Origin of the sequence: Kitasatospora sp. NPDC004799, assembly GCF_040609095.1 — a bacterium.
In the GTDB taxonomy this organism is placed as follows: Bacteria; Actinomycetota; Actinomycetes; order Streptomycetales; family Streptomycetaceae; genus Kitasatospora.
On record NZ_JBEXJK010000351.1, the window covers coordinates 1 to 8815 of the forward strand.

Sequence of the window (8815 nt, forward strand, 5' to 3'; positions counted from 1 at the left end):
GGTTCATCAGGCTCGACGCCGTCCCGGTGAACGGCGGCTCTACCGGGACCTCTCCACGGTGCGTAGCGAGTTCCAGCGGGCGCTCACCGAGCCGCCGCCGGTCGGGGCCCGGGCGCAGGCGTGGTGGCCGGTGGTGATCGCGGTCGAGCGGATCGTGGACGCCACCACCGCCACCCGGGTCCGGGTCGAGCACGGCGCGCCGGTGCCGACGCCCGCCGAGGTCGCCGCCGTCGCCCGGGAGCTGGCCGACCTGGCCGAGGCGCTGCGCACCGGCGAGCCGCTGCCGGAGGCGGAGCCGGACCTCCTGGCGCCGGACTGCGCGCTGGCCCGGCTGCACCACGAGGTGCACGCGGCCCGGGCGGTGGCGGCGCCGGTGCGCTGAGCGCCGGCGCCGCCCGTGCTCAGGCCGGGCTCGGGCTCGGGCCGGGCTCACGCCTTCGGACCTTCGGACCGGTTTCAGTCCTGGATCCGCCGCCAGGGCCGCTCCGCCTCCAGCGCGAAGGCCAGCTCCAGCAGCAGCCGCTCCTGCCCGTGCGCCGCCGACAGATGCACCCCGACCGGCAGCCCGCTGGGCGCCGAGCCCGCCGGCAGGGCGATGCCCGGGCCGCCGGTCACGTTGTTGACCGGGGTGAAGGCGACGTAGCGCAGCAGCCGCTCGATCAGCTCGTCGAAGTCCACGTTCGGGCTCAGGTGCCCGATCGGCGGGACGGTGTGGGCGAGCACCGGGGAGAGGATCACGTCGTGGCGGTGGAAGATCCGCGCGTACACGCCCTCGGCCCGGCGCAGCCGCCGCAGCACGCCGGGGGTCTGCGGGAACTCCGCCTGGAAGCGGCGGCGCAGCCCGGTGGTCAGGCCGTCCAGCCGCCCGGCCCGGAAGCTCGGGTCGATCAGCAGCCGGCCGGTGGCCGCGATGGCCCAGGCGATGTAGCCCCAGTAGCTGACGAAGTCGCGGGAGAACTCCTCGCCGAAGGGCAGCGCGGTCGGCTCGACCAGGTGGCCCATCGCCTCCAGCCGGGCGGCGGTCTCCTCGACCACCCGCCGGGTCGGCTCGTCGGTCCTGGCGATCGGCGAGTCCACCACCAGGCCGATCCGCAGCCGCTGCCCGCCCGGCCCCTCGACCAGTCCGAGCGGCGGCAGCTTCGGGTTGCCGTGGTGCCGCTCGGCGGCGGCGAAGAACGCGGCGGTGTCGCGCACCGAACGGGTCAGCACCCCGTCGGTGACCAGGTCGATCGGCAGCTTTCCGCCCTGGGCGTTGGTGACCAGCCGGCCCCGGGTGGGCTTGAGCCCGACCAGCCCGCAACAGGCCGCCGGGATGCGGATCGAGCCGCCGCCGTCGTTGGCGTGCGCGATCGGCACCACGCCGGAGGCCACCAGGGCCGCCGCGCCGCCCGAGGAGGCGCCGGCCGAGTGCGAGGGCTTCCACGGGTTGCGCACCGGCTGGGCGGTGGCGAACTCGGTGGAGGCGTTGAGGCCGAACTCGGGCAGCCGGGTCTTGCCGAGCACGGCCAGGCCGGTGGCGAGGAACTGGTCGGTGAAGCGCGCGTTGCGGCGGGCCGGGCGGGCGCGGTAGGCCTCGCTGCCCATCGCGGTCGGCAGGCCGCGCAGGTCCACGTTGTCCTTGAGGTAGGTCGGCACGCCCCACAGCGGACCGCCGATGCCCTCCCGGCTGATCTGCGGCTTGTCGTACGAAGCGTGGGCGACGGGCAGCAGCGTGCCGTCCACCCGGGCGGCCCGGTCGACGGCCGCGCCGACCAGCTCCCTCGGGTTGACGTCGCCGGACCGCACCAGCGCGGCGAGCGCCACCGCGTCGTAGGCGCCCAGGGCGTCGTCGGCGAACGCGTGGACCCGCTCGTCGGTCATCCGAACTCCCCACTCCCTGCCGGACGTTCCGCCGTCCGGCGATCGCTCCGGCCGGTCGTTCCCGCCCGGCTCTACTGACCGGTAATCTCGCAAGGGTTCGAGTGTAGGCAGGATCGTCGGCGGTCGCGGGCCCGGGACGCCCCGGGCGGGTAAACGGTCCCTCAAATCTTCGAGGGCGCACGACCGTTCGGCCCGCGCCCCCGCGTTCACCCCGTCCGCCGGTCCGCGATCGTTTCGCCGCACGCCGCCGGGAAAGATCACGTTCGCGATTCGTCCCGGTCCTTCCGCCCGAACCAAGGTGCCGCCCGTGCCGACCCCCTTCTTCCCGACCACCCGGTTCACCGCGGCCACCGCCCCCGGCGGCCTCCCGCTGCTCGGCCACGCCGCCGCCCTGCTGCACCGCCCGCACGAGTTCGTCGCCGGACTGCCCGCCCACGGCGACCTCGTCCGGCTGCGGCTCGGCCCGCTGCGCGCGTACGTGGTCTGCCACCCCGAACTGGTGCGCCTGCTGCTCACCGACGACCGCACCTTCGACAAGGGCGGGCCGCTCCTGGACAAGGCCCGGGAGGTCCTCGGCAACGGCCTCGCCACCTGCCCGGCCGCCGCCCACCGGCGCCAGCGCCGGATGCTGCAGCCCGCGTTCGACCGCGACCGGCTGCCCGACTACGCCGCGCTGATGGCCGAGGAGATCGCCGGCGCCACCGCCCGCTGGCGCGACGGCGGCGTGATCGACGTCCCCGCCGCGATGCACCGGCTCTCCACCGCCGTCACCGCCCGCTGCCTGTTCGCCGCGCACGAGCGGGCCGGCGCGCTGCCGCTGCACCGGATCATGGACGTGGTGACCCACGGCGTCGGCCGGCGGGCGATGCTGCCGCTGCCCGGCGCCGACCGCCTCCCCACCCCCGGCAACCGCCGCTTCCGCCGCGCCCAGCAGGACCTGCGGGAGATCACCCGGCGGCTGATCGCCGACTACCGCGCCGCCGGCACCGACCGGCACGACCTGCTCTCCACGCTGCTCGCCGCGACGGACGAGGACGGCCGGCACCTGTCCGACGCCGAGGTCCACGAGCAGGTGGTCACCTTCCTGCTGGCCGGCATGGAGACCACCGCCGCCACCCTCTCCTGGGCCTGGACGCTGCTCGCCGCCAACCCGGCCGTCCGGACCCGGCTGCACGCCGAACTCGACACCGTCCTGGACGGCCGCCCCGCCCGCCACGAGGACCTGCCCGCGCTCCCGCTCACCGCCCGGATCGTCAGCGAGACCCTGCGGCTCTACCCGCCACCGTGGATCCTCAGCCGCACCGCCACCACCGACACCGAGCTCGGCGGCCACCGCATCCCGGCCGGCGCCACCCTGCTGTACAGCCCGTACCTGCTGCACCGCCGGGCCGACCTCTTCCCCCGCCCCGACCGCTTCGACCCCGACCGCTGGCTCACCACCGCCCGCCCCGCCCCCGGCACCTACACGCCCTTCGGCCTCGGCGCCCGCCGCTGCATCGGCGACGCCTTCGGCACCACCGAGGCCGTCCTCGCCATCGCCACCATCGCCGCCCGCTGGACCGTCACCCCCACGCCCGGCCGGCCCGTCCGCCCCACCCGCAGCGCCTCCCTGGCACCCCGGCCCTTCACCGCGCGGCTGACCCGCCGGGTCCGCTGACGGGGCTCCGGGCCGGACTCCGCCGACGGGACTCCGGCCGGGCGCGGGTGACGGGGCTTCGGTACTGTCCCGGCGTGGCCGGCCGTACGGGCGCCGGCCGGAACCAGGCCGCTTGACCGGGACACCACCAGACCATGAACGCTCGCACCCCACGGGGGCTCCTGACCGGGCCGCTCCGCGCCGTCCGGACGTACCCGCGCCGCTCGCCGCTGACCTTCGGCTACGTCGTGCTGCTCCTGCTCGGCCACGTCTGGGTCGGGAGCGTGCTCGCCGCGGACCGCGCGGACGCGCTCCGCGACCACGTCAGCACCAACCTCGACAACCTGCACGACCACCCGGTCACCGCCCTGCTCGGCAGCGCGCTGCTCTTCGACGGCACCCTCACCGAGGTCCTCACCACCGGCTTCGGCAGCACCCTGATCACCCTCGGCCTGGGCGTAGGCTGCTGCCTCGCCTGGACCGAACGCCGCTTCGGCGGCCCGCGCGCCGCCGCCGTCTTCCTCGGCGGGCACGTCCTCGCCACCCTGGTCACCGCCGCGGTGATCCTGCTCGCCCTGCGGCAGGGCTGGTACCCGGAGGGCGTGCGGCAGGCCTCGGACTACGGCATCAGCTACGGCGCGCAGACCGTCCTCGCCCTCGCCACCCTCGGCGTGCCCCGCCGGGCCCGGCTGCCCTGGGCCGCCTTCGTCGTCGCCTGGCCGCTCGCCGGCGGCGGCGCGTGGCCCGGCCCGCTCCCGGACTTCACCACCGTCGGCCACCTGCTCTCCGCCGGGTTCGGCTTCGCCCTGGCCGCCACCGTGGCGCTCACCGCCTCCCGGCGCCGCCGCGCCGAGGCCCCTGCCCCGGCGGACGTCCGCCGGTGACCGTCCACCCGTATGGCCTCGACGGCCGGGGGGCTGAACGGGCGGGGGCTGAACGGCCGGGGAGGTTGAACGGGCGGGGGGCTGGGCGGCCGAGGGGCTGAACCCGCGTCAGCCGGGCGGGCGGCGGTCGGCGGCGATGGCGGTGAGCAGCCGCTCGATCTCCGCCAGCCGGCGCCGCAGGTCCTCGACGTCGCCCCGGGTGGCGCTCTGCTCGTCCGCCTTGAGGGCGACCAGCAGCTGCCCGTCCGGCTCCAGCCGGGCCCGGGCGACCTCACCGATGTCGTCGCCGTTCTGGATCCGGACGGCGTGCTCCAGCTCGGACGGGCGCAGCGCCAGGCTGCGCAGCGCGCCGGGCACCAGCCGGCCGTCCTCCACCACGGTGGTGGCGGTGCCCTCCAGGAGCCGGGCCGCCCTCGGGTCCCGGGCGAGCCAGCGGATGACGACGGCGTTCACCGCGATCAGGGTGACCGCCCCGATCACGCCGCCGAGCAGGCTGTTGTCGCTGCCGATGATGGCGTTCTGCACCACGTTGGAGAGCAGGAAGACGACCACCATGTCGAAGGTGTTCATCCCCGCCAGCCCGCGCTTCCCGGCGAGCCGGAACAGCACCAGGATCAGTGCGTAGACGGCGACCGTGCGGAGGATCTTCTCCACGATCGGCATCTGGACGGCCACCAGGTCGTGCCACACGGCCCCGTTCCTCCCGCTCGACGGCTGCGAACGGGGCCGACGCTACGCCACGGTCAGCGCTTCGGCCTGCCGCGCCGGGCCGCCGCGCCCCGACCGGCGGCCTTGGCGCCCCCGGCCTTGGCGCCACCACCCTTCGGCGACCCCGCCCGCTGCCCGCCGGTCTTCTGCCCGCCCGCCTTCTGCGCGCCGCTCTTCTGCCCGCCGGCCTTCTGCTGCTGCGGCCTGCCCCGGCCGGCCGCCGCCTTCTTCGGCTGCGCCTCGGGCGCCGCCTGCCCGGCCCCGCGCCCGCGCGAGCTGTTGACCGTCCGGCCGCGGACGATCCCGATGAACTCCTCCACCAGCTCCGTGGTCCGCTCCTGCGGCCAGGACAGCGCCACCTGGGACTGCGGCGCCTCCGTCACCGGCCGGTAGGTGAGGTCCCGGCGGTGGTGCAGCCGGGCCAGCGACTGCGGCACCAGCAGCACGCCGACGTTCGCCGCGACCAGCTCGATCGCGTCCGCCGTGCTGTCCGGGCGGGCGATGGCGGGGCGCCCGGGCAGGGTGTCGGCGGTGAGGCCGAGGGTGTCGTCGAGCGGGTGGAAGACCACCTCCTCGGCCAGGTCGGCCGGTGAGACCTCCTCGGCGGCGGCGAGCCAGTGGTCCTTGGGGAAGACCACGACGGTGGTCTCGGTGTAGAGCGGGATCGCGCTCAGCACGTCCTTGTCGACCGGCAGCCGGACCAGCCCGGCGTCCGCGCCGCCCTCGCGCAGGAGGCGCTCGCCGTCGCCGAACGGCACCGCGAGGAGGTCCAGCGGCACGTCCGGGAGCCGCTCGCTCCAGACCCTGACCCATTTGCCGGGGGTCACGCCCGGGACGTACACGAGCCGGAAGGAGGGGTTCACCTGCATGTCTGTCACAGGGCAAGGCTACCGACCGTGACCGGAAGCGCCCGCGCACTCCCTTACCCTTGTCACCATGACATCGCTCAAGCAGAAGACCAGCCAGACCATGAAGCCGGCCACGGCGGCCAAGAAGCTGGGGATCTACCTCGACGCCGCGCCGACCGACTTCCAGGAGGGCGTGGTCTCCCGCGAGGAGCTGAACAAGCTGCAGGCCGAGCCGCCGCAGTGGCTCCAGGACCTGCGCAAGAACGGCCCGCACCCGCGCCCGGTGGTCGCCGCCAAGCTCGGCATCTCGATCTCCGGCCTGGCCCGCGGCGGCGTGACGGAGGCGCTCACCACCGAGCAGATCGAGGCGCTCAAGGACGAGAACCCGCTCTGGCTCCAGCACGAGCGCGCCAACCAGGTGGACGTCCGCAAGGAGACCGCCCGGATCAAGGAGAAGCACGAGAAGGAGGCCGCCGCCAAGGCTGCCAAGGAGGCGAAGGACGCCCAGGCCCGCTGACCCGCCCTCCCCCTGATGGTGCCGGCGTCCGTCCCGACGGGCGTCGGCACAGTCGTGCCCGGGCGGGTCCGGGGGCCCGCGGACGGGCGCTGATCCGGCCCCGGCCGCGGCACTGATCCGGTCCCGGTCGCGGCACTGATCCGGCTTCGGCCGCAGCGCCGGTCCGGCTCGTCGGCGGCGTGACCGACACCGGCCGCCGGCGGAACTCCCCGCCCTCCGGCGCGTATTGACCGGGCCGCCGGTCGCTCCGAATAATCGGCGGGATCGGGGCGCCCCAGGGCACCCCGTGCCGCACCGACCGCACGGACCAGGGGGACCAGTGATCGAGCAGCAGCCTCAGCACGCCGGACTCGCCGCACTCGCGGACGAGTTCTTCGCCGCCGAGAACACCCACAACCCCTTCGAGGCGAGCCTCAGCGGGGTCGAGGGCTACGCCCACCTGGTGCCGGACCCGTCCCGCGCGGCCGCGCACCGCCACCGCGAGGCGCTGCGGGGCTTCGCCGACCGGCTGGCCGCGATCCCCCTGGACGCGCTGGCCGGCGAGGACCGAATCACCCACCGGGTGCTCGCCCGGCTGCTCGACAACGGCATCGGCCGGATCACCCACGGCCTGGACGAGTTCAGCGTCTCGGCGACCGTCGTCGCCCCGCAGAACGAGGCCTTCTCCGCGCTCACCATGACCTCGGTCGACCAGGAGGGCGCCGACGCCCACCTGGAACGCCTCGCCGCGCTGCCCGGGTACTTCGACGCCGTCCTGCGCCGCACCCTGGAGGCCGCCGAGGAGGGCCGCCGTCCGCTGCGCAGCGGGGTCGACGCGGCCGTCGCCCAGCTGGACGCCCACCTCGCCACCGCCCCGGCCGAGGACAAGCTGCTGCGGCCGCTGGCCGGCCGCCCTGAGTTCGAGCGCGCCCACGCCCTGGTGCGCGACGCCGTCCGCCCGGCGGTGGCCCGCTTCCGGGCCGGGCTGGCCCAGCGGCTGGCGCCGGGCGCCCGGCCGGACGACAAGGCCGGGGTCTGCCACGTGCCGGGCGGCGCCGAGGGCTACGCGGACGCCGTCGCCCGCTTCACCCGGCCCGGGCTCACCCCCGAGGAGGTGCACCGGATCGGCCTGGAGGCCGTCGCGGCGCTGCGCGAGGAGTTCGCCGAGCTGGGCGGCAAGGTGCTGGGCGTCACCGACCCCGCGGCCGTCCTGACCGCGCTGCGCGAGGACCCCTCGCTGCGCTTCGGCAGCGCGGCCGAGATCGTCGCCCTGGTGGACGGCGCGCTGGAGCGGGCCCGCCGGGCCTCCGCCGACTGGTTCCGCCCGTACCCGATCGCCGACTGCGTGACCAGGGAGATCGACCCGATCGAGGCGGAGACCGCGCCGCTGGCCTACTACCAGCCGCCGGGCCCGGGCGGGCTGCCCGGCACCCACTGGATCAACACGCTGCGCCCGGAGACCCGGTTCGGCTACGAGTACGAGGCGATCGCCTTCCACGAGAGCGTGCCCGGCCACCACCTCCAGCTCGCCGTCGCACAGACCCTGCACCACCTGCCGCGGTTCCGCCGCAACCCGAGCGGCCGGCTGACCGCCCACGTCGAGGGCTGGGGGCTGTACACCGAGCGGCTCGCGGACGAGATGGGGCTGTACGGCTCCGAGCTGTCCCGGTTCGGCATGCTCTCGCTGGACGCGCTGCGGGCGGTCCGGCTGGTGGTGGACACCGGGATGCACCACTACGGCTGGTCCCGGGAGCGGGCGAAGGCCTTCGTGCGGGCCAACACGGCCACCCCCGAGGCCAACATCCGCAACGAGATCGACCGCTACATCGCCTGGCCGGGCCAGGCCACCGCCTACCTGATCGGCCGCCGGGAGATCGTGCGGCACCGCGAGCGGGCCCAGGCCGTGCTCGGCGCCCGGTTCGACGTCCGGGAGTTCCACCACCAGCTGATCGGGCACGGCAGCCTGCCGCTGGGGGTGCTGGAGGAGCTGGTGACGGACTGGATCCTGGAGCACTAGGCGGGCCGACGCGCTCTCCGGACTCCGGTGCCGGCCCGTCGGGCTCCCCGTCCCGCCGTCCGGAGCGCGACCGCGCGGAAACGGTTCCGCACGCCCGGCGAAGGCTTCGCGCGCCCGGACGTGGCGTCACCCCGTCGGCCCACCGGCACGGTAGTGTCCGCTGGCGCGGTCTCCGGCTCCCCGGCGACCGCCGCCCCCGCGCACCCCGTTGGAGGAACCCGTGCCGGCTCCCGCCCGCCGTGCCCTGGCCGTGGCCGCGGCCGTCCTGCTCGCCGCGACGGCCGTCGGCTGCTCCTCCGGCGCCGTCGGCGACCGCGCCGCCCAGGGGCCCGGCTCCTCCGCCCCGGCGGCCGCGGGTGACGCCGC

Annotated in this window: 7 protein-coding genes and 1 pseudogene; 5 read left to right on the forward strand and 3 right to left on the reverse strand. The window is 75.9% G+C overall.

Annotated features, from left to right (window positions below; all coding sequences use genetic code 11):
• A pseudogene (locus ABZW03_RS31700) lies at positions 1–382 on the forward strand (FUSC family protein); the annotation flags it as partial.
• Between the two features lie 74 nt (positions 383–456).
• Here the strand turns inward: ABZW03_RS31700 and ABZW03_RS31705 are convergent.
• Positions 457–1860 (reverse strand): amidase, encoded by a 1404-nt coding sequence (locus ABZW03_RS31705; RefSeq protein ID WP_355265918.1) that lies wholly within the window; start codon positions 1858–1860, stop codon positions 457–459.
• A gap of 307 nt (positions 1861–2167) precedes the next feature.
• Between ABZW03_RS31705 and ABZW03_RS31710 the strand changes: the two genes are divergently transcribed.
• Positions 2168–3517 (forward strand): cytochrome P450, encoded by a 1350-nt coding sequence (locus ABZW03_RS31710; protein ID WP_355265920.1) that lies wholly within the window; start codon positions 2168–2170, stop codon positions 3515–3517.
• 134 nt (positions 3518–3651) lie between these two features.
• Positions 3652–4380, forward strand: a complete 729-nt coding sequence (locus ABZW03_RS31715; protein WP_355265922.1) for a rhomboid-like protein — start codon at positions 3652–3654, stop codon at positions 4378–4380.
• 108 nt (positions 4381–4488) lie between these two features.
• Here ABZW03_RS31715 and ABZW03_RS31720 read toward each other — a convergent pair whose 3' ends face one another.
• Positions 4489–5070 (reverse strand): YetF domain-containing protein, encoded by a 582-nt coding sequence (locus ABZW03_RS31720; RefSeq protein WP_355265925.1) that lies wholly within the window; start codon positions 5068–5070, stop codon positions 4489–4491.
• Positions 5071–5123: 53 nt separating this feature from the next.
• On the reverse strand, positions 5124–5957 hold the full coding sequence (locus tag ABZW03_RS31725; protein ID WP_355265934.1) for a LysR family substrate-binding domain-containing protein: 834 nt from the start codon (positions 5955–5957) through the stop codon (positions 5124–5126).
• Between the two features lie 67 nt (positions 5958–6024).
• On the opposite strand from ABZW03_RS31725, the gene ABZW03_RS31730 reads away from it, so the two are divergent.
• Together ABZW03_RS31730 and ABZW03_RS31735 are read left to right on the forward strand one after the other, a co-directional pair.
• Positions 6025–6453: a DUF5997 family protein gene (locus tag ABZW03_RS31730; protein WP_355265928.1), complete on the forward strand. Its 429-nt coding sequence runs from the start codon at positions 6025–6027 to the stop codon at positions 6451–6453.
• A gap of 319 nt (positions 6454–6772) precedes the next feature.
• Positions 6773–8449, forward strand: a complete 1677-nt coding sequence (locus ABZW03_RS31735) for a DUF885 domain-containing protein (RefSeq protein WP_355265931.1) — start codon at positions 6773–6775, stop codon at positions 8447–8449.
• Positions 8450–8815 lie beyond the last annotated feature (366 nt).

What these genes read in the sequence shown, in the direction of transcription:
- ABZW03_RS31725 (WP_355265934.1), bottom strand. Translation starts at nt 5,957, where the DNA reads ATGCAGGTGAACCCCTCCTTCCGGCTCGTGTACGTCCCGGGCGTGACC.
- ABZW03_RS31730 (WP_355265928.1), top strand. Translation starts at nt 6,025, where the DNA reads ATGACATCGCTCAAGCAGAAGACCAGCCAGACCATGAAGCCGGCCACG.
- ABZW03_RS31715 (WP_355265922.1), top strand. Translation starts at nt 3,652, where the DNA reads ATGAACGCTCGCACCCCACGGGGGCTCCTGACCGGGCCGCTCCGCGCC.
- ABZW03_RS31705 (WP_355265918.1), bottom strand. Translation starts at nt 1,860, where the DNA reads ATGACCGACGAGCGGGTCCACGCGTTCGCCGACGACGCCCTGGGCGCC.